This window comes from Streptomyces sp. NPDC111507 (assembly GCF_055638955.1).
The window spans coordinates 904,482-928,908 of record NZ_JBVKBU010000003.1; the positions used below are offsets into that span (position 1 = coordinate 904,482).

The following is a 24,427-nucleotide window of genomic DNA, read 5'->3' on the forward strand; positions in this document are numbered from 1 at the left end:
CGTCCACTCTATCCGCGGTGAGCGCCACGGCACACGGGAGATCCCCAGGGCCCCGAAGGCAGACTTGATCGTCCGATTTGGTCACGGGCATTCGTGGAGGGCCAGGACGATTTCGAGTGGGGCGTGAGCACGTCGGTCGCTGGCGATGCCGACCCAGCCGGCCCGGTACAGGATGGCGCGGGCCAGGTCGCGCACGGCGCTCATGACGACTGGGGCGCGTTGGCGACGGATCTGGCTGACGTCTTCGCTAAAGGTGACGTCCTTGGTCGAGTGGACGGTGTTCTCGATGATCTGGTGCGCGTGTGCCCCCGCGGCTGACGGCGCCAACGCGGCAAGCCGAGCGAAGCCCGCCGCGATCAGCGCGGCAGCGTCCAACCGCGCGAAGACATCACGCAAAGGCCGCTCACCCGGCAGATCGCCCAAGCCCTCACCGGGCAGGCCGTCACCAGCCTGTGAGACTACTCCGACCCGCACGTCGAGCGCGCCACACAGACCGGTGTAGTCGCGTCGGCCTCGGAGTCGTCGGTCGGCGCGGGCATGCGCCGCCTGGACGCGGCGGTCGGCGTCGAGGACTTCGGCTGTCTGGCCCGCGAACGCGATCTGGTGTCCCGGATCGCCGAGCAGCTCCAGGCGCCACGCGCCGAACTGCCCGTCCGTATCGCCGGGTTGTTCGACCGGCTGAAGGCAGCCGACCGGGAGACCCAGCGCCTGCGACAGCGGACCACACAGGTTCGGGCCGCCGAACTCGCCGCCGGGGCCGCGGACGCGCACGGCGTGCTGGTCGCCACAGCGACGGCCGAGGAGGGCGCCGGCTCGGCCGGGGCGCTCGCGACCGCCGTACGGGATCCGCCGTCTCCTGACCCTGTCGGCGTGGCGGCGGTCGACGCGGTATCCGGCAGCACCGCGGTCGTCGTCGCGGCCGTGCCCGGCCTGGTCACCGGGGCCTGCTACAGCGGAGTACGGGTCCGCGTCCGGTCGGGGGGATGCGGACCCGCACCCGCACAGCCACCCTCAGTAAGAGACAATGAAGCACCAGCCCGGCTTCATCTGCGCCACCTTCCACGCCTCCGAGGACGGCGAGCGCGTCATCAACTACGCCCAGTGGGAGTCCGAGGAGCACTATTAGGCGATGCTCGCCAACCCCGGACCCCACGCCACGGCCTCGGCCCATACCGGCGGTGCCTCACCCATGGCCAGAACATGTCCCCCGGCAGCGAGCAGCACGCACAGCACGGCGAACACCACCGCGCGCAGGCTTCGAACCGAAAGGAGAGGCCCTCACGGCGCTGGATACTCCCACGCTGGCCGAATCACTCACCTTGTACACGCAAGTCGGCCACCCTTCTGCGCCCCGTCAGCACCGTGCTGTCCTGCCCACACGCTCAACCAGGGCTTCACCGTCACCCGCGACCACGAGACGGTACCGACCGGGGCGGGCCTGGTGCTGTGCGCCCTGAGGCACTTCCGCAGTCGCGGATCGATCTGCTGGACGCGTGCCGTGCCAGCGGCCGGATCGACACGCTCAGAGCCACGGCACCACGCAACGGTGCGTACGTCGCCACGGTCACCAGCAGTGAGGACGAACTCGGCCTCGATGACCTGCCCGGCAGCTGCACCCGCACACCTACCCACGCATGGCGCCCCGGACAGGGACCGTCCTGTCCGGGGCGCCCGGGCCGCGGTGGCCGCTTCTTTACACCGCGGCGATGCCCTCCATGCCGGACTCGGCGAAGGGGGGCAGTCCAGTGGTCGTGCCGACCTTGGTCAGTGAGCCGTTCCGGCCGATGCGGAAGCCGTCGACGGTGCCGGACGTCGCGTTCTGCACGTACAGGAACCTCTCGTCCTTCGTCACCGCCAGGTCGATGACGCCCTGGGACTTGGCCGAGGGCGGGGTGGCGACCCCGACGTCGTTGGTGAGCGCCAGCCTTCCGTGACGGTCCGTGCGGTAGCCGGTGACGGTCGAGTTGCCGGTGTTGCCGCCGTAGAAGAAGTCACCGGCACGCTCCAGCCAGCACAGTGTGTTCTGACCGTTGGGCAGGGACTTCTGGACGACCTTGAGGCTGCCGTCGCCGCGTACCTCGTACGTACTGACCGTGGACTCCTTGGCCTCGGCCACGAGCATCCGGCCGGCCTTGTCGAAGGTGATCGCGAACGGGACGGCACCGGCGGAGCCGTTGACCACCGCCCGCCGCGCGGGGCGTCCGTCGCGCGTCATCGGGAAGACTTCGACCGTGTTGGCGGACTTGGTGGTGACGACCAGTTCGCGGCCGCCAGGAGTGAACGCGACCTGCCCGGGTGAACTGCTGAACAGCGGCACCTTCTTGTTGTCCAGCCCGAGGGAACGGTGAGCCTCACGCAGCGGTTCCAGGCCCTTGGCCGTGATCCGGAAACCCTGGACGCTGCCCGCTCCGCCCGCGTTCATGACGTACGCGAGCCTTCCCGTGACGGCGATCGACGAAGGGAAGTCCCCACCCGAGCGCACCACCCGGCGGTCCGTCAGCTTCTGTCCCTCGACTCGGAAGGACGTCACGGTGCCGCTGCCCGCGTTGACCGCGAGGAGCAGGCCGGACCGGTCGTCGTAGACGAGCGAGCCCTGCGAGGCGAGCGAGTCGGTGGGTGCGTCGACCTGGTCTCCGCCCTTGCCACCGGTCGCATAGCTGCCCGCGGGACTCAGCCTGCCGTCCTGCGCGCGCTTGAAGACGTGGACCGTGTTGCCGTCCAGTTCGTTGCCCTGCACGAAGACCGCGTGGTCGGCTCCGGCCTTCGCGCTCCCCGCGTCGTCGTGCCCGCGGGAGACCTCTCCCGCCGAGGCGACGGTCACCGTCGTCACGGCCGCCGCCGCGGCGAGGATTCCCGCTCCGACGACGGTCAGCTTGACCTGTAGAGGTGACCTGCGCCTGTTGTGCCTGCTCATACGTCGCTCCTCGGGCCTTCGCCACCACCAGGGGTCGGTGGAGGGCAGGACCAGAGTTGTCCATGAGGTGATCGAGGCATGAGGGATTCGACTGCCACGTCAGCTTCCCGTAATAACTCCATGTGCCGTCTCCCGGTCCGCTGAGTCCGCCATCCGGCAGGGAGGCGAACTCGGCCTGGGGACGCCGGGCCGGCACCGCGTCCACGTCCCTCTCGGTGAACACGGAGCCGCGACAGGCCGGTTCCCTGCGCGGGACCTGCTCCAGACCGTGCGGCATCACCTCGGTGCGCGGCCGGCCGTGATGCTCCACGAACGCGACCACGCAGTCGGTGCCCCGCTCGACCCGGCGGTGCGTGTCGGACAGCATGGCCTACGTCTTGCCGACGCCCGGCGACGCACCGAGGTGGATCCGAAGCCTGCCGCGTGCCATGGTTCCTGTCCCTCCTCGGACGGGGTGCCCCGTACCGGGCTCGGTGATCGCTCCTACGAGATGTCTGCCGAGACACGCGACCGTACGCCGCGCCATCGGCCGCGAGTCAGCCGAAGGCGAAGTAGCGCAGCCACACGTAACCGAGGGAGATGGTCACGGTGACGGCGGTGACGATCAGGCCGTACTTGGTGAACTGCCAGAAGGTGATGGGCTGACGGTTGCGTTCGGCTATTCCGAGGACGACGACGTTCGCGGAGGCACCGATCGCGGTGGCGTTGCCGCCCAGGTCGGCGCCGAGGGCGAGGGCCCACCACATGACGTGGTCGCTGCCGCCACCCATGTTGTGCACGAGATCGCTGGTGATGGGCGCCATGGTGGCGACGTACGGGATGTTGTCGACGACGCCTGACAGCACCGCCGAGGCGCCCAACAGGGTCAGGGAGCCGCCGAGTTCGTTCGTGCCGATGGCGTCGGCCAGCGCCTTGGAGACCTCGTCGATCACACCGGTGTCGATCAGGCCCCCGATCATGATGAACAGGCCGGCGAAGAAGGCGAGGGTGGGCCACTCGACCTCGGCCAGGACCTCGCTCGTGTCGGCGGTGGAGACGGCGACGAGCAGTCCGGCGCCGAGCAGGGCGACGATGCTCGGCTCGTAGTGCAGCACCGGGTGCAGGACGAAACCGGCGACCACCAGGGCGAGCACGATCAGGCCCTGGATCAGCAGGCGCGGGTCCTTGATGGCCTCGCGTTCCTCCAGGGCCATGATCTCGGCGGCGCGGTCCTCGTCGTACACGAACGCCTTGCGGAACATCACCCGGCACAGCACGACAAGGACGACGACCAGCACCGCGGACAGCGGGGCGAGGTGGACCAGGAAGTCATTGAAGGTCAGGCCGGCCCGGCTGGCGATGATGATGTTCGGTGGGTCGCCGACCAGGGTCGTGGTGCCGCCGATGTTCGAGGCGAACACCTCGGCGATCAGGAACGGCGCGGCGGGCAGCGCGAGACGCTCGCACACCAGCAGCGTCACCGGGGCGACCAGCAGCACCGTGGTGACGTTGTCGAGGAGGGCGGAGGCGACCGCGGTGATGACGACGAGCATGGCCATCACCCGGAAGGGCTTGGCCTTCGCCTTCTTCACGGACCAGATGGCCAGGTACTCGAACATGCCGGTCTTCTTCAGCACGCCGACGATCGTCATCATGCCCATCAGCAGGAAGATGACGTTCCAGTCGATGCCGGAGTCCTCGGAGTAAAACGCCGAGACATCGTCGGTCGCCCCGATCGCCAGCATCAGGCCCGCGCCGCCCAGGGCCACGGCGACGCGGTGGATCTTCTCGCTGATGATCAGGGCGTACGCGCCGACGAACACGCCGATCGCCGCCCAACTGTGCCAGCCGTTCACGTTTCTCCGGTTCCTCCGAGCGGTTGCGGAGCTTCGCTCCCGATGTCGTCCCCAGCGGGTCCGTCCGGGATACCCGCCAGGTCCTCGACGTCGAAGGCGCGGGCGATCGGTACGTCCGTGGAGCTGTGCGCGATGATCGAGAAGGCGATGCACACGGCGACGAGGGTGAACGCCTCCTCGGCCTGCGGGATGCCGGAAGCCCTTGGGGCCGAACCAGGCCGCCACCAGCTGCTCCTGGCGCGAGATCCGGGTGCCGAGCGGCGAGAGCAGCAACGAGGCCGGACGGATCAGGAAGATCGCCAGGATCACCGCCGCGTAGCCGCCCCATGACAGGTCCCCGAACAGCCGCGGAGTCAGCAGCGCGCCGAAGACCAGCAGCGCCGCGAACTTCGCGAGCTCCGCCAATGCCTCGCCGAGCGGCTCGAAGGACGCCTTCGCCGCCGGTGAGGTGCGTGCGAGGACCGCGCCCGCGGAGAAGGCCGCCAGGTAGGGGTTGGGGTGCGTGAGATGGCAGGTCGCGTACAGGACGATGCCCGTCGCCAGCGGCAGCAGCGGCTGCAGCTTGGGCTCCGCGCCCAGCAGGCGGAAGCGGACCAGTCCGTTGACGAAGAGCGGCAGCAGGACGCCGAAGGCCAGGTCCAGCACGAGTTCCAGGGCGATGGTGGAGCCGGAGGCGTCCGCGCTGCCCGCGGTCGGGCCGGCCGCGGCGATCAGAACGAGGACGACCGGGAGGGCGAGCCCGTCGTTGATGCCGCTCTCCACGTTCAGCAGCTTGCGCAGCTTGGCCGGGACCTCGGCGCGTCCGACGATCGCCGAGGCGAACACCGGGTCGGTCGGCGCGAGGAACGCGAGCGGCATGCCCAGGCCCAGGGCGCGCGCCGGGTGCCTTCAGTTGGCGCCCGAGGAAACCGTCACTGACGAGCGCGCCGCCCACCAGGAAGGGGAAGGACGTGGAGACCACGGTGCGAGCCGCCAGGCCCGACAACAGCACCGCCACCAGCAGCGCGGCCCCGAACACCACCACGAGCACCATGCCGAACGCCCCGATCGGAAGAGAGAGTCATCCCCTGCTCGCCGACCAGGCTTCCCGGCACACCGCTGGGAACCCTACAGGCCCTTGACGCATCTTTAACAGACTCTTGGCGCGCACCTTGAGGGCCGTCAGACTGCCGGATTCCGGCAACCTGACGGCAGAGTCCACCCGGGCGTCGGAGTACTCGAACCACCCGGCCCGAGCAGCGGCCACTGCGCTCTTTGCCCTGGCCAAGGATCAGGCGGGCCGGGAAGTCCGGTCGGCAGTCGGCCACCCGTCGGGACGGAGCCTCGAATGCCGGATTCGTCGTCCGCTCACGACCCCCACGAGCACCACGGATTCCGGGGCGTGGGCAGGCTCTCCGGGGAGATCACGTCCAAGAACGCCGACCAGATCGGCGACGACCTGCGGGAGGTGCTCCTCACCCGCCCGCCGGTCCTCGAAATCGACCTCACCAGGGTGGCCTGTCTCAGCAGCAACGGATGTAGGGCCGTGTTCATTGCGCTGCTCGCGGCACGGCACCACGGCACCCGGTGATCGTCACGCACGCCGGCTCCCGGATCCGCCCCACACCGACCCGGCTGGGCCTCACCCGCGTCCTCGACATCTACGAAGAGGCCGATCCCTGTCACTCGTGACGGTGGCCGTCAGCACGCCGCGGCGGCGAGCAGCCGCTCCAGCAGGTGCGAGGCAGTGATGACTCCGAGCAGCCGCGTACCGCTCTTGTCCTTGTCGACCACGGCCACCAACGGGCTGCGGACCTGTGCCATCTGGGCCGCGACCTCCAGTGCGGTGTCGTCCGGAGCGGCGACGGCGGGCGGCGGCGCGGTCTTCGACAGACAGTCGCGGACCTTGCGTCCCGCGAGCGCCTCGCACAGCCGGTCGGCGTGGCGCTCGTCGACGACCGCCGCGAGCGTGGGGTCCTCCACGACATACCCCGGCACCAGGATCTTGATCATCTGGGAAGCGGGCAGGATCGCCTTCGGCGCGCCCCGCTCGTCCAGTACCAGGAGCGCGGGCAGCCGGTGTTCGGCCATCAGTCGTGCGGCGTCCAGGGCGTCGCTGTCGACACCGACCGTCTCGTACTCCACCGCCAAGTCACGCGCACGCACCCTCGGCTCCTGTCTCGCTCTCGCCCCATCGGCAGACACGGCCACGAGGACGTGCCACCAGGCCGGCACTTCGAACGATACAACCGGCCTGCGATGGGCAAGCCATGGAGCGTGCACACCATGCGCGGCCGATGGCCCCAGAAGAAGCGGCTGTGGCTGGCGTAGTACCCGTATCTACGCCAACTTCGCCCGGGCACGGTTCACTTCATGTGCGTCTACACCCGGGGTCGGCGGCCCGGTTGATCGCGGACTCGACGGCGGAGATCCGGTCGGCGAGCAGGCCGAGCGCGGCGACCGCGCGGGGCAGGGGGGTCTCGTCCGTGCCGCCGAGGGCCTGCGCACGGAGATACGCGGCTTTCACCTCCGTCCAGCGGAGCGCCTGTCCGGGGCTGAGGGTGCCGCGCAGTTCGGCCAGTTTCAGCAGGTTCGCCTCCGCGCCGGTCGTGAGGGTCCCTGCCTCGGCCGTGTAGTGGTCGTCGATGACGGCGCCGAGTTCGGCGGCGTTCATGACCGGCTGAATGCGTTGGGCGATCTTGTTCATGGTGCGGTAAGAGCCCTGGAGCCGGAAGGGCGGCTCCGTGCGGGTGGCGTCGGTCCGGGCGGCGGAGGCGATGTAGGCCGCGTTGACGGCGAGGACGGTCGCGCGGGCTGTGAGCAGATGGCGCAGGACGGCGAGGATCCGGTCCAGCTCGGCGGCGTACGGGTGGGTGAGGCGGTCGGCCCGGGCGGTCGGGTCGCCCTCGGCCAGCCGGATCAGCAGGTCCAGGTCGGTGCGCTCGCGCCCGGCGAGCGGCGCGAGGACCGGGTTCGCGGTGAGGGCGTTCTCGACGAAGCTGACGGCGAAGGCGTCCTCCTTGCCGGTCAGGACGTCACCGAGGTTCCAGACGTCGGCACGGTTGGCGAGCATGTCGGGGACGTGGAAGCGGCTGCCGGACTCGGTGTAGGGATTGCCCGCCATGCAGACCGCGAAGCGCTTGCCGCGCAGGTCGTAGGTGCGCGGCTCACCGTTCCACACGCCCTCGACTCGGCGCGTGGCGTCGCACAGCGGGATGAACCGCTGGAGCAGCTCGGGCGAGGTGTGCTGGATGTCGTCCAGGTGGAGAAGGGTGTTGTTGCCCGCCTGCAACGCGAAGTTGATCTTCTCCACCTCCTGGCGGGCGGTGGCGTTCGGAGCCTCGGCCGGGTCGAGTGAGGTGACGGCGCTACCGAGCGAGGGTCCGTTGACCTTGACGAGGACGAGGCCGAGGCGGTCGGCGACGTACTCCATGAGGGTCGTCTTGCCGTAGCCGGGCGGGGAGATGAGCAGGAGCAGGCCGCCGGTGTCGGTGCGCTTCGCATCGCCCGTGGTGCCGAGCTGTTTGGCGAGGTTGTCGCCGATGAGGGGGAGGTAGACCTCGTCGATGAGGCGGCCCCGGACGAACGAGGACATCGCCCGGGGGCGGTACTCGTCCAGCCGTAGCCGGGTGCGCTCAGCGGTCACGAGGGTGGTGCGCTGCCGCTGGTACGCGCGGAAGGCCGGGGTGTCCTTCGCCCTGAACTCCCGGGTACGGGAGAGGAGTTCGTCGATACGGATGGTCAGGGATCGGTCGGTGATGCGCGGATGCGTGCCCAGCAGCCCCCTGACCGTGTCGGTCAGCGGCGCGTCGCACTCGTAACGCGGCAGGTCCGGGCAGAGTTCGGCGGCCACCGCCTCGGCGAGGTCTGCGGGGGTGATGTCCGTGCCGGTGGCGGAGGTGTACGAGGACAGCCACGCCTCGACGAGCTGGCGGCGCGCGGCGAGGTCGTCGAGGGCGGTGAGGTCCTCGTCGTACGCCGACGTGCCCACCGTCCGGCGGAACTTGTCGAGCAGGGTGCGGGTGGCCGCGCTGACGACGAAGCCGTCGGGGCCGGTCGTCAGTTCCTCGAAGAGGTACACGGCGGACGCCTCGCCGACGTGGACCGCCAGCTCCGCCCGGAAGTCGGCGATCGCGGGCGTGAGGCCGAACGTGTCGCGGGCGCGGGCGAGCGACAGCGCGCGGCGTTTCAGGGTCGCGCGCTCCTCGGCCGGAAGCGTGTGGACCCAGAACAGCTGGGCGGCGGCGCGGGCGCCGGGTTCGTGACGGAGGAGGCCCGCCCTCTCGTGCAGGCGCAGCACCGCGGTGAGGATCGCGGTCGCGTCGTGGTCGTGGACGCCGCGCTCGTGGCCTTCGTCGTACGCCGTCTCCGCGGCCTGTCGTACGAGGTCGGGGAGGTCGGCGTCCGTAAGGGCCGCCGGGCCGTGCTCGTCCAGCAGCCGGGCCGCGAGGTGCTCGGCGCGGTAGACCTGGGGCGATTCGGAGGGCAGCGCCCGATCCCAGTAGGGGCGGGTGGCGGCGAAGTCCGGGTCCGTGACCGGAGAGCGGTAGTCGGTGCCGGTGAGCGCGAAGGCGAGGCCGTCGGCGGCCGGGACCAGGGTGAGGTCCAGGGGCTCGGTGTTCACGGCGAACCGGTGGCTGCCCAAGCGGATGATGCGGCCGTCGTCGGTGTACAGGTCGGTGCGGTCGCGCAGGGCGCGGACCGCTTCCTGGCGGGCGGCCTTCAGCCGGCCGTCGAGTTCCTCCGCCCGTACCCGGTCGCCGAGTTCGCGCAGCTCGTCCGCGGTGCGCCGGACCTTGGCGACCATCGGGTCGGAGGCGAAGTACGTACTGACCGCGTCGGCGTCGGCGAGCGCGGCGGCCCGGCGTGCGATCGTTTCCAGGACCCGGTACGCCGAGGCGACGAGCTGTTCGGCCCGGCGGGCCCGGGCGTCGGCGAGAGTCTGCTTGCGGGCCGCGAACGCCTCGTACACCTCGGTCCGCTTGTCCGCCAGCTCGCCGAGGAAGTCGTCGAACTCCGGGAAACGGGCTTCCAGGTTCTCCACCTGCACCAGCAGTCGCGCGAGTTGCTCGTCACAGGACTCCGGGCTCCCCGCGGCGGCGAGCGCGCTCGTGACCGACTGGCCGAGCAGAGCGAACTCGGCGGCGAACTCGGCGCGCCCCTCGTGCTCGAGGAGTTCGCGGCGGCGGGCGTCGAGCGTGGCGCGGGCGCGGTTGACGCCGCCCAGTACCTCGGCTACGCGTTCCAGGACGGACGTCCGCACCGTGGCATCGCCGATGTCCAGTCCCGCGACGACCTCGGTGACGATCCGCAGTCCGTCGGTCAGTTCGTCGACGCGGGCGGTGACCGGCGCCGCCTCGGCGACGGTGGCGAGCGACTCGGCGTCCGCGACGAGTTGTTCGACGGCCTGGTGGTGGCCGGTGAAGGCATCCTCGCGGGCCAGGAAGGCGACGGCACGCTGCCCGAACGAGGCGAGGTCGGCCTCCACGTCGGCGGCGAGCTCGTCGATACGGACGATGTCGGCGTACCGCAGCTCCTTGAGCGTGAGCAAGTGACCCTGGGCACGGCGGAGTTCGGCCAGGCCGTTCACCCAGGCGGCGGCGTCACGGGGCGCCTCACCGCGCAGGCGCCGTACGACCGTGGCGATGTGCGCGGCGGCCTCCGCGAGTGCGTCGATGGCCTGGCGGGTGAGGGCCTCGACCGTCTCGAATTCGGCCAGTACCTGCTCGGCCGTGGCGCGGACCGCGTCCAGCGGAGTGCGCAGGTCGCCCAGGTCGGCGTCGCCGAGCCAGTGGTAGGTGTCGGCCGCGCGGACACAGGCGGCGAGCAGCGCCTCGTACACCTCGGCTGTCGGAGCGGTCTCCGAGGCGGCACGTGTGAGGGAGAGGCAGTCGGAGATACCCCGGACGAGGTCGGCGTTGCCGACACGACCCAGCGGGCCGGCTCCGGACGGCCGGGCGGCAGCGTAGGTGTCCGAGACGTACGGGGAGCGCCAGCGCTGCAACGCATGCACGCGTGTCGGTTCGCCGGAGCCCGCCCGCAGCACGGTCAGCGTGCCGTCGTCGAAGAGCGCCCAGCCGTGGCAGGACAGCGGAGCGGCGAACTCCTTGCGGATCATGTTGTACGGGAGCAGGAGGCTGCGGCCCTCCACACGCGTGTGGAAGGCGAAAAGGACGTCCTCGCCGTTGGGCGAGCGGATCACCCTCTCGTACTCCAGGGCTGCCGTATCCAGCGGTGCGGCGGTCCCGTCGAACGTCTTGTACGCCCCCGTGGCCAGGCAGTAGCCGCCGGGGAAGACGATTCCCTGGTCCGCGGGGAGGCGGCGGCACGCCTGCCCGATGCCGTCGAGGCGCACCACGGACCTGGTGAGCGTGTTGAAGACCAGGTAGCGGTGCGCGTCCTCCTTGTAGGGGCGGATGCGGAGCAGTGTCAGGGCGCCCACGCGCGCGTACGCGATGTCCGCGTCGGCAAGGGACTGGAGCGGTTCGTCGACCGGCTCGGCGAAGATCCCCTCCCCTGTCTCGGTGTTGTCCTCGACCTTGACGGTGAGGGTGCCGCCGGTCGTCTCGACGAAGACCTCGCCCTCGATGGAGACGTGCGGGTGGCGGCCGAGGATGTGGTCCTCCCGGGTCGTCTCGCGCCACTCGAAGTCGTGCGAGGGCGGGAAGACGTGATCGCGCTCGCCGCGTGCGTCCAGGAACGCCGCCCGGCCGTCAGCAGAGAGGGCCCACCGAAGGACGCGGATGTCGTCGGTCTTCTCACCGGTCTGGAAGACGGCCAGCAACTTGCCGTCCACGTGCCGCAGCTGGAGGAGGTGAGCCGCACGGTAGTAGCGGTACAGAGCGGCGAGTTCCCGTACGAAGGCGGGGTCGTCGAGGAGGCCGGGGACGGCGTCCTCGGGCAGCCGGTTCAGGTCTCGGTCGTACAGCGCGAAGACGTCGCCCACCGTCGTCTCCGGCTCGGGGCCGAGCACGACGTTGCATCCGAAGAGCAGGACGTCACCGACGGTGACGATGTCGCGGGGCACACTGTGGTGCTCGGTGAGGATGCGTTCGGTGCCGGTGAGCTCCAGCCGGGTCGAGCCGAACTGCTCGGTGCGGCGGGTGTTGAGCGCCTCGGCACGCCGGCCGAGTTCGCCGGCCTGTGCGGCAAGCCGGTCGCGCAGCACGTCGTACGTACCGGTGTCCAGGCCGGTGGTCATGGGATCCCTCTCAGGAAGGCGGGACATGAGGTCCGGAGCCGCCGTCCCCTGTTCGGCGGCTCCGGACCTGGCTTGGCGGTCAGGCTCTGACGCTGCCGTTCAGGGCGGCGAGTGGCATGTCGGAGAGACCCAGCTCACCTGCCTTGTCGAGCAGTTGCTGCACCTGCCCGGCGCCGGCGCCGCCCGTCTTCATCAGCTTCGTCAGCAGTGCGGAGACCGTCAGGTTCTGCACGTCGGCCGTGGACACCGAGCCGAGGATCCGGCTCAGGTCGTCGGTGAAGCTCGACGTGCCGTCCAGCCACGGCTTGGCCAGCGCCTGCGCGGTCTCGGAGTGCCGCATGAAGCCGTCCACGCCCTTGCCGAGTGCGATCGAGGAGACCAGGCGGTCGAAGAAGACCGACTCGCCGCCGACGATGTTGATGTCGGCGTTCTCCAGGCCGGTGGCGAGCACCGTGGCCTGTGCCTCGGCGACCTGCCGCTGGACGTCGAGTCCGGCCAGCCGGATCTCCTTCTCGGCCTGGATCCGCAGCCGGTACTCCTCGTGGCCACGGGACGCGTCGTCCAGCGCCGCCATCGCGACGGCCTTCTGGCCGAGGCCCTCCGCCTCGGCCTTGAGCTTCTCGCCGATACCGGTGGCCTCGGCGAGCGCCTTGGCTCGCGAGCCCTCGGCTTCGGCACGCAGCCGCGCCTCCGTGCCCTCCGCCTCGGCGCGCAGCCGCGCCTCGGTGGCCACGGCCTCGGCACGGCCGGCCTTCTCCGTGACCTCGGCCGCCTTGTCGCGGACCTGCACGTCGGCGAGGCCCGCGGCGGCGGACTCGGCCTGGATGCCCTCGGCGAGCCGCAGCTTGGCCCGCGCGTCGAGGTCGGCGGACTTCAGCCGGGCGTCGGCAAGCGTCAGCTGCTCGGCGGCGCGGTGCTTGGCCGCGGTCTCCGCCGCCTCGGCCGCCTTGATGTCCTTGACCAGCTTCTCCTGGGCCTGTGCCTCGGCGGCGATGATCACGGTCTGCCGTCCGCGCTCGGCTTCCTCCACGGCCCGCAGCTTCTTGATGGACTCCTCCTGCTCGGCGACCGTACGGTCCACCGCGACCCGCTCCCGGACGACCTCGGCGATCTCCCGCTTCTCGGCCTCGACCTCCTTGTCGGCGGCGATACGGGTCAGGCTCGTCTCCCGTTCCCGGGCGATGACCTCCAGCAGCCGGTCCTTCTCGATGCGCTCGTTCTCGATGGCGATGACCCGCTCGCGGTTCTTCTGCGCGACGGTGATCTCGCGAGCCTGGTTCTCGCGCTGGATGCCGAGCTGCTCCTCGGTGCGGATGAACGCGCCCTGCGAGCCGAGCCGTTCCTCCTCCTGCACCTTCGCGGTCGCGGCCTCCTCGCGGGCGCGGAGGGTCTCGACCTCGCGCCGCTGCTTGATCTCGGCCTCGGCCTGCCGGCGCTCCAGCTCCAGGATGGTCTCCCGGGCGTCGACGTTCTGCCGGGTGATCTCCTTCTGCTCGGTGCGCTGGAACTCGTTGGTGCGGACGTGCTCGATCGTCGTCAGTTCGGTGATCTTGCGGATGCCCTGGGCATCGAGGATGTTCTGGTTGTCGAGCTGTGTCATCGGCGTCTGCTCGAGGAAGTCGATGGCCGCGTCGTCGAGGTGGTAGCCGTTGAGGTCGGTGCCGATGACCTGGATGATCCGGTCCCGGAACTCCTCGCGCTTGGTGTACAGGTCGACGAAGTCCAGCTGCTTGCCGACCGTCTTGAGAGCCTCGGAGAACTTCGCCGCGAAGAAGTCCTGGATCGCCGCCGCGTCGCTCGCGGTCTCGGTGCCGATGGCCTGCGCAACCTTGATGACGTCCTCGACCGTCTTGTTGACCCTGACGAAGAAGCTGATGTGGATGTCGGCGCGGATGTTGTCCTGGCAGATCAGACCCTCGCGGCCGGTACGGCGGATCTCGATGGTCTTCACCGAGATGTCCATGTACTCGGCCTTGTGCAGCACCGGCAGCACCACGGCGCCGGTGAAGGTGACATCCACCTTCTTCGTCTTGGAGATGATCAGCGCCCGCCCCTGCTCCACCTTGCGGAACAGCCGGCCGACCACCAACAGCATGGTGATCGCGATGAGGAGGACAACGGCGACGAGCACGCCGATGCCCAAGGAGATGACATCCATGGCAAACGTCCTTGAGGCGTAAGGAACTTCAAGCGGGTGAGAAGGTGCGGCGCGGCGCGGGCGCGTGCGGCTCAGGTGCCGTGGCCCCGCGGGTCGAGCGCCGTGTCGTACGGCGCGACCCAGAAGAACTCGCCCACCTCGTCGTAGGCGTACAACAGGCCGGTGCTGCCGCTGGTGAGGACCTCGTCCGCGGTCTGCCGCACCTGCACCACCGCGGTGGAGCCGTCCTTCGCCGCGACCTCGGCCTGCCCGAACCCGGCGTCCACCCGCCCCGTGCGGATGGTGCAGGTGAGTCCCACGAAGTCCAGCCGGGACGGGCCCGGTTCATCGGGGAAGAGGTGGCGCAACGGCCGTACGAGCAGGCGGGTCACACGCCAGGCGATCAGCAGTGCCCCCGCCAGGACCACCAGCCCGGCCGGCCCGCGGACCACCCAGGAGGACACCAGGGGATCGAGCAGGACGGTCGCGCTCAGACTCAGGAACCAGCCGATCGCGGTCACCAGGGAGAAGACGACCGTGACCGGGACCCCGCCCATCCCCCAGGCGTCGAAATGCACGTGGCCGTCGAAGCCGTGAGACTCCGCCGCGCCGACGGCGACCAACAGCCAGAAGCCGACGACCACGACGAGCGCGGCCGTGAGCAGGATGGTGGGAAACCCGCTGACAGCCACGAGAAACGACCACATGCCCCCACCCCCGCTCGTCGTGTCGTGCTGCCGACCTGTGTCGGTGGCGCACGGCTCCCCTCCGGCTGTCGGTGCCGGACACCGTCCAGGCGTCCGGCACCGAGACCATCCGCCGTGCTCCCCTGCGCACATCGTGCATGTCAGGTACCGACCAGTGCATTGCCGGTTCCCGGCAGTGTTCACTAGGGTCTGCATGCCGGTCGCCGCTAAGAAGTCGTCACCGGGCCATCAAGAAACCGGGGGACGACGTGACGGGGCGCGAGATACCCGAGCAGTATCTGAACGGCTATGCCCTGATCCTGGCGGAGGTCTCGGCCACCGGCCGGCGCCTCACCCGCGACGAGATCGAGTCACGGCGTGTCCTCGGCGAACAGGCCGCCGACGCCGGCCACGGACTGCGCGCCCTCGTCAGTGCCCACCTGTCCGCCGCCCGCGCCGCCTGGCCCACGACACCCGGTTCCGCCGACAGCACACTCGCCGCGATCCAACAGGTCATCGACGCCTTCGCCGAGGGCTACGAACGAGCACAGTTCCTCGCCGTACGGAAAGAGGAGGCGGCGCGCCGCGAGTTCATCGACGACCTCCTCTACGGCCGCAGCAACCTGGGCCGCCTCGCCGAGCGCGCCGAGCGCTTCGGACTGCGCCTCTCCCACGCGCACGTCGTCGCCGTCGCGCAGGGGACGACGGCCTACGACGAAGGCGCCGCGGTGCCACGACAGGTGGAACAGTCCCTCATCGCACGCTTCGGCGACCGGAGCATCCTGCTCACCACCAAAGACGGGCGGATGCTGTGCGTCGCGCCCGGCGACCAGGACGACGTCCTCACCTACTTCGCCAAACAGGCGTACGCGGCCACGGACGGCGGACGTGTCGCCATCGGCCGCCCCCAGACCGGCCCCGGCGGAGTCGTCCAGTCCTACGAAGAGGCACTGAACACCCTCGAACTCGCCGAACGCCTCGAACTCGACGACCCGGTACTGCGCGCCGCCGACCTGCTCGTCTACCCCGTCCTCACCCGGGACCGCCAGGCGATGGCCGACCTCGTCCTCGACGCCCTCGGCCCGCTCACCGGCGCCCGCGGCGGTGCCCAGCACCTCCTGGACACCCTCACCGCGTACTTCGACTCGGGCTGCGTGGCCGCCGAGGCCGCACGCCGTCTCTCTCTGAGCGTGCGCGCCCTGACCTACCGCCTGGAGCGCATCCACAAACTCACCGGCGCCAACCCCGCCGACCCGGCCCATCGCTACACGCTCCAGACCGCGGTCATCGGCGCCCGGCTGCTGAACTGGCCCACCCAGAGCCTGTGACCCGGCCGAATCATCGGTAGTCGGGGTGCGGGGCGTCCAGACGGCAGCCCGGGTCGAGATACGAGGGCCCCGGCCCCGCCGCGCCGATCCCAGCCCGCGTCCGCCTGGGGCGGGATCGTGTAGCCGAGGTGCTGGAGGCTGTAGAGCATGTTCATCGCGCAGTGCTTCACACCGTCCTCGTTTCCGGTGATCAGACAGCCGCCCACGCGCCCGTGGTAGGCGTACTGGGCCGACGGAGTTGAGCGGTCCCGGCCCGCCGTAGAGCCGCTCGATGACCCGCTTGGTGACCGAGCCGTTGTCGCCGAGCCGGATCGGTCCGGCGAGAACGAGGATGTCGGCGGCCATGACCTGCTCGGATCACGACTCACCAGCACCCGGCGCTTCCGCGCGGCGTCGGCCGCGCGCCGCACGCCCGCCGTCCGTCGCAGGGATCCTGGACTCGGCTCCGGATGCGTCGGGCACCCGGCAGGACGATGAGGCGGCGATGCGATGACCATCGACGTGTCCGTGGAGCGCGTGATCCCCGCTCCGCCCGAGCAGGTGGCGGCGTACGCCATGGACCGGCGTCATGACGCGGAATGGACGCAGGGCATCCGCAGCGCGGAGCTGACGAGGACGGCGGACGAGGGCGGGTTCGGCGTCGGATCCGAGGTCACCCGTACGGCGTACTTCCTCGATGCCGCGGAGCTGGAGCTACTGCGGCGGTGCGACGGGGTCGCACTCGACGTGGGATGCGGGCCCGGCAGGCTCGTGGCGGCGCTCGCCGCGCCAGGGCAGCGAACGCTGGGTATCCATGTCAGCGAGGCAGCCGTCGCCCACACCGTGCGGTTGGGCGGGCAGACGCTGCGCCGGTCCGTCCTCGCGCCGCTCCCCGGTGAGGGCCGGTGGGACACCGCCCTCCTCGTCGACGGCGATGTCGGCATCGGCGGCGACCCGGCCGCCCTCCTGCGCCGGATGGCCGAACTCGTCGCCCCCGGCGGAGTCCTGATCGCCGAGACGGCTCCACTCGACGTCGACGAACGCGTGCAGGTTCGCGTCGTCGACGGCCGCGGTGTCGCCAGTACTGCTTTCCGTGGGCCGCCTCGGTACCCCGGCCCTGCTGCGACACGCCCGCCGAGCAGGCTGGCACCGAGACGCTCAGTGGTCGGCCGGGGGCCGCTCCTTCGTCGCCCTGCGCAACCGCGCCAACCTCGCCGACCTCGCCGACCTCAGCGAGCGCAGCACGAGCAGCGCGGCGGAACCCCCGAACAGCACCGCCGTGATCAGCAGCCAGCGGGCCAGGAAGCCGTCGCCCGAGAGCCCGGTGGCCAACCGGTAGTGCTCCGCCATCTGCCCGCTGATCAGCGGAAACCACATCAGCAGCAGAAGCGCCGAGAACGCGGCCGGGAACCGGATGTAGAGCGTCCACTCCCGGCGGCCGACCGCGTCCAACCCCCGCGCAAGGGCCCGGTCAGCCCCCGCGTACAACGGAACGAGCACCAGGTCGTGGAGGACCGCCGCGCCCACGAACCACAGCGCCACCCCGAACCAGTCCCCCGCGAGCAGCCGCACCCCGGCGTACCCGGCGAGCGCGAACGAACAGGCCAGCAGCAGGATCTGCAACGGACTGCCCAGAACGGGCTTCCCGAACGGCCACCGCATCACAGGTCTCCGCATCGCAAGTGGTCGCATCACAGTTCTCCGAACGTCATCCGGGCCACCCACTTGGTGTTGAGCACGCCGGGCGCCGCGGGGACGATGATCCGCGCGGGATAGCCGTGGTCGGGGGTCAGGTCCTCGCCGTTGGCGAACAGGGCCAGCAGGGAACGCTCATCGCGCACCTGGTTGTAGCGCAGGGCCGCGTGCCGGAACGCCCCGTGCCGCTGCAACGACTCCACCAGCACATCGGGCGCCGCACCCGCCTCGTATCCCACCAGCGCCGCGAGGTCCCGCAGCCGCACGCCCCGCCACCACTGGTCGGAGGTCGACCAGCCCTCCACACAGGCGATGGGCAACGCGGCGCTGTGAAGCGGGAGTGTCAGCAGCTCGTCCCGGCTCAGCCGGACCGTGCGCCCGCGCCCCTCGACGACCAGCCGCCACACCTCACCCGTCGTCTCCCGCATGTCGATGCCGACCGCCGCCGCCGTCTTGTTGATCTGGAAGCCGCCCGGACCGCCGCCCGGCTCGGGGCCGCCGTGCGGCGCGAGCACGGCCGTCTCCCGCAGCGGCGCATCGAAACTGTGCCCGGCCGTCGTGGCGAACAGCACCAGCGATCCCCCGCCCACAAACCCGAGAGCACCACGCCGCGAGACGGTGGGCGGGTCGGGATCCGGTGCCACCAACTCATCACCCGGCTGCGGACGTTGATCCTCATCGCGGAGCTGGCGCAGATTGCGCAGCGCCATGGGCACCCGCAGCACGGCGTGTGCCACGAACGCGGCGAAGAACACCCAGGCCCCGTAGAAGTGCAGCGGATAGAAGGAGCCGGGAAAGATGTAGTCGAGCTGGACGTTCAGCACACCCGTCGTGAACTCGAACAGGGCGCCCCCGACCAGCAGGAGCAGCGAGACGCGCTCCAGCCCGTGCGCGAGCGACCGCACCGGCGGCAGCGTGAACAGCTTCGGCACGACCGACCACAACTTCGCCAGCAGTACCGGGATCAGCGTGATCCCGAGCGTGACGTGGACACCCTGGGTGAAGCGGTAGAGCCAGGACGGGCTCGTCGGCCAGGAGAAGAGGTAGAAGCCGAGCAGACCCTTGTCCGGGGTCATGTCGTTCACCGGTGACAGATTCGGGTTGTACGCGGCGTACGACACGAGACCCGTCACGAACAGCACGGTGATCCCGCCGAGCAGCACGACACCGAGCACCGAGGTGAACCAGGGACCACGCAGCGGGCTGCGCCAGAACGCGGGGGAGGTGGGGAGCTTCGGCTTGCGCATGTCCCGACCGTAGGTCGAGGGCTCCATCGAACGGGCCCTCGAACCGTGACGAAACTCCGACGTCCACCCCGGTGGCCGCGCCACGGGGCGCTACGCATCCCAGCCTGCCGATGTGAACCGCGATCTTCCCCACGTCATCGCGGTGGCGTCGTCGGTCGGCCCCAGCCGGATCACGTCCGGCGTGGCGGTCCACGATGTGCGGCCTGTTTCCAGGGCGGCGGCGAACGAGCAGGGCCGGCCCGGGATGAACTGATCAGCGCTGCGGCCCCGCCCGTCGACGTGCGAGAACAGCAGGTTCGGGCTCGTGGGGGCGTCGGGGCGCGGTCAGTTGCTCACGTCGACCGCGAGGACGAGCCGCCTGTCGGCGGCCCGCGGCAGCGGCGCGGCCGCGAGGCCTCGGCTGCCAATCCTTACGAGTCGCGGACGTCCAGGCGATATGCCGGATTCGTCGAGTTGTCGCCATCCCGAGCGACCTAACGTCTCAGCCAGCCCGAACTTCCGTTCCACATCCGGAGAATGACGATGACGCTTGCACGTACCGCCCGGATCACCGCCGCGATCGGCACCGCCGCGCTCGCCGTTGCCACCGCGCTCGCTGTCCCGGCCTCCGCTTCCGCCCCGCTCAAGACCGAGCACCACAGCTCCACGGTCTTCGTGCAGACCGACAACCCGGGCGGGAACGCCGTCGTCGCCTACGACCGCAACGCCGACGGCACACTCACCGCTGCCGGCAGCTACCCCACCGGCGGCTTGGGCGGCAGCCTGGCCGGCTCGGTGGTGGACCATCTCGCCTCGCAGGGCTCGCTCGCCTACGACCATGAGCACCACCTGCTCTACGCCGTGAACGCGGGCAGCGACACCGTCACCGTGTTCGCCGTGCACGGCGACCGGCTGAAGCGCACCCAAGAAGTAGCCTCCGGTGGGTCCTTCCCGGTCAGCATCGCCGTCCACGACAACCGGGTCTACGTGCTCAACGCCCTGGACGGAGGCACGGTGCAGGGGTTCGTCCGGGTCGGCGACCGCCTGGCCGCCGTCCCCTCCTGGAACCGCGGCCTGGGCCTGGACCCGGCGGCCACGCCCCAGTTCACCCACACGCCGGGCGAGATCGCGTTCACCCCTGACGGCACCCGGCTGATCGTCACCACCAAGGCCGCGACCAACAGCATCGCGGTGTTCCCCCTGGACCGCTCCGGCGCCCCGGCCGCCGCGCCGGTGGTGAACTCCCTCCCCGGGACCGTGCCCTTCGGCTTCGTCTTCGACGCCGCGGGCCGCCTGCAGGTCACCGAGGCCGGTACCAACGCCGTGGCGACCTTCGCCGTAGCCCGAAACGGCAAGGTCACTCCGGTGGGCTCCCCCATCGCCACCGGGCAGGCCGCGACCTGCTGGATCGTCAGGGACGGGCGTCACCTTTACACCTCCAACGCCGGCAGCAACAACCTGTCCGGCTTCCGTACCGGCCACCGGCCCAGCCTCGTCCCGCTCGGTAACACCGCCACCGACGGCGGCACCGTCGACGCCGCCGTCTCCTCGGACGGCCGCTACCTCTACGCGCAGACCGGCGCCAAGGGCATCGTGGACGAGTTCCGGGTCAACCGCGACGGCTCACTGACCGCGATCGGCTCGGTCACCGTGCCTGACTCGGTCGGCGGCGAAGGCATCGTCGCCCTGTAGCCGCCACCCGACAGGCCGCCCGACCAGCGTGCGTACCCGGGAGGCGGTCCACACCTGGTCGTCACTCCAGCCGAGCGCAGCCGGCCTCCCCCCAGGCCCCGTCACAAGCGTGGCCTGCGGCTGCATGCCCCGGCCCGGCCCGCAGCGTGAACCATCCCCACCCGCATGCACCAAGAGAGACACACCACGGCCAAGTCCCGGCTGTCTCGAACACGGCCCGAGGACATGGGCCGCACGCGCGCGGGCATCGCCGACAAAGACCATCCGCCGTATCACCCCAACCGACCACAGCTACCCGGCCAACAGCACCCGAGCCCCACCACGAGCTCACAGCGGCGCGATCCCGTGAGAGGCATGTGCGACGAGGGTGACCGTGCACCCCGGTGAGCCGGGGCGCACGCAGCGGCGGCGGCGCCCCGAGGTGAGTGCATGGCCTGACCGATCCACGACCAGACTCCTCGGACGGCACGCCGTCGCGGGTCATTTGGGCGGCAGGCCCGCTGCGAAGGTGCGCCCCTGCTCGATCCAGGCGTGGAGGGCGCAGTCCTCGGAGAGCACGGACGCGGCGACAACGACCCAGCCGCGCATGGGGCGGCCGGTGAGGTCGAAGGCCCGCGTCCCGGGCCGGGCCAAGGCGGCGCCGGTGGCTTCGGGCCCGACCCGGACCATCAGCTCGTCCCCGATCACTCCCACCGCCATGTTCCCGTGGTGCAGGAACGCGAGGCCCCCGAACATGCGTTTCTCACTCATCGCCGGATCGGCGCCCAGCCGGGCGCGGATCCGTTCCGCCAGCCCTTCGTCGTATGCCATACGCCATCACAGACCTCGGGTCGTCAGGAGCGAGGGGATCGGGTCATCCCTGGGCCTGCAGCCTGCGTTCGAGGTCGCGCAGGTCCTTGCCGAGGGAAGAGCGCACCTTCCTCCTCATGAGGGGCGCGGCCAACCGGTAGTACCGGCTGGAATCGCCCTGTACGCGGATGCGCGCGAGTGTGCCTTTCGGATGGGGGCCGAAGGTGTAGGTGACGTGCATCGGTATCGGTCCGGCGACGGACACCATGTCCAGCAGACGCCCTGGTTCGTGGGCGGCCACGCGGAGCACGTAGTCGATGCGCTTGCCGAGGAAGTACGCCGTACGGGTCACCTCCGCCCCGACGCCGAACCCGCCGCCGTCCGCCTCCCGGGTCAGGGCCGCCTCGCGGATGCCCTGGGTCCACTCGGCATCGTGGCGCCAGTCCATGGCGTAGGCCGCCACCTGGCCGGGCGGGAGCGGGATCGGCCTCTCGGCCGTCACGTCGATCGACATGACCCACCCCTGCTCAGAGAGTGAAGAAGGGCTGCGCGGTGCCCGTCTCGGCGTACTGCTTGAGCCGGGTCATGAGCTGGCTCCAGGTGTCGTCCGTGTGCGGGAGGTCGGGGTCGTCGGCGGAGAAGCCGGCGTGCCGGAAGTCCACCTGGGTGCCGGTCCCGTCGGCGGTGTCGGTCAGCTGCCAGGTGATGACGGTGCCGGACCAGTGGGGCGGGAAGGCGCCGATCGACGTCCACACGATCTCCTCCTTGTCCGCGCGGTCCCGGCGGAGCCGGAAGGGCTCGGGGATCTCCGGGAAGTCGAAGAGGAGGACCTCGCCCTCGCGGTTCACGCCGGTGGTCCACCAGCCGGTGAGGCCGTCGTGGGTGTTCAGCGCCTCGTACACCTTGGTGCGGTCGGCGTCGATGTCGGTCCGGAGGATGATCTCGGACATTGTGCTGCTCCTTGCGTGTGGGGGAAGAACGGGGCGGGGGCGAACGGGGCGGGGGCTCAGAGGGTGAAGTACGGGACCGGGGTGCCGGTCTCCACGTACTCCTTCAGGCGGCCGAACATGCCCGCCCAGCCCATCGTGACCTCGCGGAACATGTCGTCGATGTCGGCGAACCCCATGTGGTCGAACCGGACCACCGTGCCGCCCTCGGGATGGGCCTCCAGGGTGTAGACGATCTCGGTGTCGATCCACTGCGGCGGTCCCGCGACCACGGTCTGTGTCAGGCACTTGCCCGCCACGGCCTCGTCGATGCGGAAGTCCCAGGTCATCGGTGCGCCGGGGAACGACAGCCGGTGCAGGGCGCCGACGCCCTCGCCGATCTCGGCTCCGGTGGTGAACCAGCCGGCGACGCCTTCGGGGCTGGAGACGGCGCGGTACACGGTCTCCGGGTCGGCGGCGATACGGATCTGCAGGGCGATGTCAGCCATGGTGGCGTCCTTCTCGTCGGGGGTTCGGCGGCGCGCCGAACCCTTCGCTTTAGCTCACACTAAAATGACTCTGGGTGACTTGGCAAATTACAGTGGGCGCTAAAATGAGTTGTATGGATGCGGTACGGGCGGTCGCCGAGCCCAGGCGGCGCGAGATTCTGCGGCTGGTCTGGGACTCGGAGCTGTCGGCGGGTGAGATCGCCGAGCGGTTCGACGTCACCTTCGGCGCGGTCTCCCAGCACCTCAAGGTGCTCAGAGACTCCGGCCTGGTTACGCTGCGCCAGGACGGCAAGAAGCGGTTCTACCGAGCGGACCGCGAGGGCATGGGCCCCCTGGCCGACTACCTGCAGTCCATGTGGGCCACCAAGCTCGACGCCCTCGCCGAACTGGCCGAGGCCGCCGAGCGTGCGGAGGGAACGGACGCATGAGCGTGAGCGACGACGCCGTGGTCACGGTCGAGCGGCACATCGCCGCCCGCCCCGAGATCGTGTTCTCCTTCTTCACCGACCGGGACAAGTGGCTGTCCTGGATGGGCCGGGAGGGTGAGTTCGTGTTCGCGCCCGGCGGTGCGTACCGTACCCACGTCACCGGCGAGAGCGTGGCCGAAGGCCGGTTCCTCGAGGTGGACCCGCACGAGCGACTGGTGTTCACCTGGGGCTGGGCCGAGGGCGGAATGCCCGTGCCACCCGGCTCGACCACCGTGGAGATCACCCTGCAGCCCACCTCGGACGGCACCCTGCTGCGCCTGGTCCACCGCGGCCTGCCCTCGCCCGAGGCGTGCGCCGCCCATGAGGAAGGCTGGAATCACTACGTGCAGCGCCTCGCCGTACGAGCCGAAGGCCGCGACCCGGGCCCCGACCACTGGATGTGACCGTCGCGCCCGCTCACCCACACCCTGGGTCGTCCCCTTACGGAAGGGTGATGTGCCGGGCGTCGACCCGGGGTGCGGCGGGTACGCGGTCTTTCCATGACTCGCCGGTCTCGACCTGGCCGAGACCGACATGCGCGCGATCCCGCTGGTCGGCTCTGGCCGTGCGGTCGCCACTGAATCCTCGTCCGTGTGCTCCCGCAATCGATTCCTTCCAGCCGGCGCTCGCTTCCAGGGCCCAGGCGGCCGTCAACCGCCGAGAAGGGATTCCCCCATGCCTCCGAGTCCGCGGCGTGCCCATAGCGTGCCCGTAAGACCGGTCAACCGCGGTGCGACCCCGCACTCTCGGGCCGCCAGGAAGGAGCACAAAAGCCTCAGAACGACGAATGGACCGAGGCCCGCCGCTCAGTGGGACTCGACCTGCCGGCCAAGACCGGACCAGGACTGATGCTCCTCGTCCTCCAGCCGAAGCCGATGGCTCGCGCATGACCGAACTGCCGAACACCTTTGTTCCGGAGGGTGGAACTCCACCCTGGGGCGCCGTCGCCTCAGCGCCAATAGTCGTCCTCATGAGGATGGAGACGCCCGCTGTTTCGTCGCCCGGCATCAGCCGTACGACGGAGGGTCTGCGGGTCACGGCCACGAAGCGCAGCCCTTGCGCCC

At 70.4% G+C, this 24,427-nt stretch carries 18 protein-coding genes and 6 pseudogenes; 6 read left to right on the forward strand and 18 right to left on the reverse strand.

Going from position 1 to position 24,427, the window contains the following annotated elements; genetic code table 11:
- Positions 1-81 precede the first annotated feature (81 nt).
- The 5 genes and pseudogenes from ACZ7M2_RS16705 to ACZ7M2_RS16725 form a co-directional block, all read right to left on the reverse strand.
- A complete protein-coding gene (locus ACZ7M2_RS16705) occupies positions 82-771 on the reverse strand; it encodes a hypothetical protein (RefSeq protein WP_471595847.1) in 690 nt (229 codons plus the stop codon).
- A gap of 922 nt (positions 772-1,693) precedes the next feature.
- Positions 1,694-2,914, reverse strand: a complete 1,221-nt coding sequence (locus ACZ7M2_RS16710; protein WP_471595848.1) for a lactonase family protein — start codon at positions 2,912-2,914, stop codon at positions 1,694-1,696.
- Positions 2,915-3,089: 175 nt separating this feature from the next.
- A pseudogene (locus ACZ7M2_RS16715) lies at positions 3,090-3,344 on the reverse strand (histidine kinase); the annotation flags it as partial.
- Positions 3,345-3,450: 106 nt separating this feature from the next.
- Complete coding sequence (locus tag ACZ7M2_RS16720; RefSeq protein WP_471595849.1) at positions 3,451-4,749, reverse strand: ArsB/NhaD family transporter; 1,299 nt, start codon at positions 4,747-4,749, stop codon at positions 3,451-3,453.
- Positions 4,746-5,782, reverse strand: a pseudogene (locus ACZ7M2_RS16725) (cation:proton antiporter domain-containing protein). Before ACZ7M2_RS16725 ends, ACZ7M2_RS16720 begins: the two are co-directional and overlap by 4 nt.
- A gap of 294 nt (positions 5,783-6,076) precedes the next feature.
- On the opposite strand from ACZ7M2_RS16725, the gene ACZ7M2_RS16730 reads away from it, so the two are divergent.
- A complete protein-coding gene (locus ACZ7M2_RS16730) occupies positions 6,077-6,319 on the forward strand; it encodes an STAS domain-containing protein (protein WP_471595850.1) in 243 nt (80 codons plus the stop codon).
- Positions 6,320-6,429: 110 nt separating this feature from the next.
- Here the strand turns inward: ACZ7M2_RS16730 and ACZ7M2_RS16735 are convergent, their stop codons facing one another.
- From ACZ7M2_RS16735 to ACZ7M2_RS16755, 5 genes and pseudogenes are all read right to left on the reverse strand, one after another.
- A complete protein-coding gene (locus ACZ7M2_RS16735; RefSeq protein WP_471595851.1) occupies positions 6,430-6,894 on the reverse strand; it encodes a CBS domain-containing protein in 465 nt (154 codons plus the stop codon).
- A gap of 68 nt (positions 6,895-6,962) precedes the next feature.
- Positions 6,963-7,076: pseudogene (locus tag ACZ7M2_RS16740) on the reverse strand (IS982 family transposase); the annotation flags it as partial.
- 23 nt (positions 7,077-7,099) lie between these two features.
- Positions 7,100-11,929, reverse strand: a complete 4,830-nt coding sequence (locus ACZ7M2_RS16745; protein ID WP_471595852.1) for a DNA repair ATPase — start codon at positions 11,927-11,929, stop codon at positions 7,100-7,102.
- A gap of 79 nt (positions 11,930-12,008) precedes the next feature.
- On the reverse strand, positions 12,009-14,087 hold the full coding sequence (locus ACZ7M2_RS16750; protein ID WP_471595853.1) for a flotillin family protein: 2,079 nt from the start codon (positions 14,085-14,087) through the stop codon (positions 12,009-12,011).
- A gap of 71 nt (positions 14,088-14,158) precedes the next feature.
- Positions 14,159-14,773, reverse strand: a complete 615-nt coding sequence (locus tag ACZ7M2_RS16755) for a hypothetical protein (RefSeq protein WP_471595854.1) — start codon at positions 14,771-14,773, stop codon at positions 14,159-14,161.
- A 248-nt stretch (positions 14,774-15,021) separates the two neighbouring features.
- Between ACZ7M2_RS16755 and ACZ7M2_RS16760 the strand changes: the two genes are divergently transcribed.
- Positions 15,022-16,080: a PucR family transcriptional regulator gene (locus tag ACZ7M2_RS16760; protein ID WP_471595855.1), complete on the forward strand. Its 1,059-nt coding sequence runs from the start codon at positions 15,022-15,024 to the stop codon at positions 16,078-16,080.
- A gap of 10 nt (positions 16,081-16,090) precedes the next feature.
- On the opposite strand, the pseudogene ACZ7M2_RS16765 reads toward ACZ7M2_RS16760, so the two are convergent.
- Positions 16,091-16,434, reverse strand: a pseudogene (locus ACZ7M2_RS16765) (flavodoxin family protein); the annotation flags it as partial.
- A gap of 201 nt (positions 16,435-16,635) precedes the next feature.
- Here ACZ7M2_RS16765 and ACZ7M2_RS16770 point away from each other — a divergent pair.
- A pseudogene (locus tag ACZ7M2_RS16770) lies at positions 16,636-17,010 on the forward strand (methyltransferase domain-containing protein); the annotation flags it as partial.
- Between the two features lie 207 nt (positions 17,011-17,217).
- Here the strand turns inward: ACZ7M2_RS16770 and ACZ7M2_RS16775 are convergent.
- From ACZ7M2_RS16775 to ACZ7M2_RS16785, 3 genes and pseudogenes are all read right to left on the reverse strand, one after another.
- Positions 17,218-17,736, reverse strand: coding sequence for a hypothetical protein (locus ACZ7M2_RS16775; protein WP_471596038.1), 519 nt, complete (start codon positions 17,734-17,736; stop codon positions 17,218-17,220).
- A 14-nt stretch (positions 17,737-17,750) separates the two neighbouring features.
- A complete protein-coding gene (locus tag ACZ7M2_RS16780; protein WP_471595856.1) occupies positions 17,751-19,001 on the reverse strand; it encodes a molybdopterin-dependent oxidoreductase in 1,251 nt (416 codons plus the stop codon).
- A gap of 132 nt (positions 19,002-19,133) precedes the next feature.
- A pseudogene (locus tag ACZ7M2_RS16785) lies at positions 19,134-19,400 on the reverse strand (transposase); the annotation flags it as partial.
- Between the two features lie 123 nt (positions 19,401-19,523).
- On the opposite strand from ACZ7M2_RS16785, the gene ACZ7M2_RS16790 reads away from it, so the two are divergent.
- Positions 19,524-20,672: a lactonase family protein gene (locus tag ACZ7M2_RS16790; protein WP_471595857.1), complete on the forward strand. Its 1,149-nt coding sequence runs from the start codon at positions 19,524-19,526 to the stop codon at positions 20,670-20,672.
- A 480-nt stretch (positions 20,673-21,152) separates the two neighbouring features.
- On the opposite strand, the gene ACZ7M2_RS16795 is transcribed toward ACZ7M2_RS16790, so the two are convergent.
- The 4 genes from ACZ7M2_RS16795 to ACZ7M2_RS16810 are packed head-to-tail and all read right to left on the reverse strand — an operon-like array spanning position 21,153 to position 22,896.
- A complete protein-coding gene (locus tag ACZ7M2_RS16795) occupies positions 21,153-21,482 on the reverse strand; it encodes a TfoX/Sxy family protein (RefSeq protein ID WP_471595858.1) in 330 nt (109 codons plus the stop codon).
- A gap of 43 nt (positions 21,483-21,525) precedes the next feature.
- A complete protein-coding gene (locus tag ACZ7M2_RS16800) occupies positions 21,526-21,975 on the reverse strand; it encodes an SRPBCC family protein (RefSeq protein ID WP_471595859.1) in 450 nt (149 codons plus the stop codon).
- Positions 21,976-21,988: 13 nt separating this feature from the next.
- Positions 21,989-22,411: an SRPBCC family protein gene (locus tag ACZ7M2_RS16805; RefSeq protein WP_471595860.1), complete on the reverse strand. Its 423-nt coding sequence runs from the start codon at positions 22,409-22,411 to the stop codon at positions 21,989-21,991.
- A gap of 56 nt (positions 22,412-22,467) precedes the next feature.
- Positions 22,468-22,896: an SRPBCC family protein gene (locus ACZ7M2_RS16810; RefSeq protein ID WP_471595861.1), complete on the reverse strand. Its 429-nt coding sequence runs from the start codon at positions 22,894-22,896 to the stop codon at positions 22,468-22,470.
- Positions 22,897-23,009: 113 nt separating this feature from the next.
- Here ACZ7M2_RS16810 and ACZ7M2_RS16815 point away from each other — a divergent pair, with 113 nt between their 5' ends.
- Both ACZ7M2_RS16815 and ACZ7M2_RS16820 read left to right on the forward strand, forming a co-directional pair.
- Complete coding sequence (locus ACZ7M2_RS16815) at positions 23,010-23,324, forward strand: ArsR/SmtB family transcription factor (RefSeq protein ID WP_266420974.1); 315 nt, start codon at positions 23,010-23,012, stop codon at positions 23,322-23,324.
- Complete coding sequence (locus tag ACZ7M2_RS16820) at positions 23,321-23,767, forward strand: SRPBCC family protein (protein ID WP_471595862.1); 447 nt, start codon at positions 23,321-23,323, stop codon at positions 23,765-23,767. Before ACZ7M2_RS16815 ends, ACZ7M2_RS16820 begins: the two co-directional genes overlap by 4 nt.
- Positions 23,768-24,427 lie beyond the last annotated feature (660 nt).